Genomic DNA, 425 nt, shown 5'->3' with positions numbered 1-425 from the left:
CAGGTCGGGCACGCTGTTGGGTGTCTGAGGGTGCGGCCGTGTTGGTTGTCCTTCAGTTTGCCGGTCCCGGTGAAGCATCGCTTGTGGGTGGTGTGTGACGGGTGGCTGGTCGTTGTTTGAGAACTGCACAGTGGACGCGAGCATCTGTGGCCAAGTTTTTAAGGGCGCACGGTGGATGCCTTGGCACCAGGAACCGATGAAGGACGTGGGAGGCCGCGATAGGCCCCGGGGAGCTGTCAACCGAGCTGTGATCCGGGGGTGTCCGAATGGGGAAACCCGGCAGTCGTCATGGGCTGTCACCCGCTGCTGAACTCATAGGCAGTGTGGAGGGAACGAGGGGAAGTGAAACATCTCAGTACCCTCAGGAAGAGAAAACAACCGTGATTCCGGGAGTAGTGGCGAGCGAAACTGGATGAGGCTAAACC

Annotated in this window: 1 rRNA gene; it reads left to right on the top strand. The window is 59.8% G+C overall.

What is annotated here, in order from left to right:
- Nucleotides 1–148: 148 nt before the first annotated feature.
- Nucleotides 149–425 (top strand): 23S ribosomal RNA (locus IG02_RS0135550); the annotation flags it as partial.

This window comes from Streptomyces sp. NRRL F-5135 (assembly GCF_000719775.1).
Taxonomy (GTDB): Bacteria; Actinomycetota; Actinomycetes; order Streptomycetales; family Streptomycetaceae; genus Streptomyces; species Streptomyces hebeiensis.
Note: the sequence above shows the minus strand (reverse complement) of the source record. Positions and strands in the feature narration are given on the sequence as shown.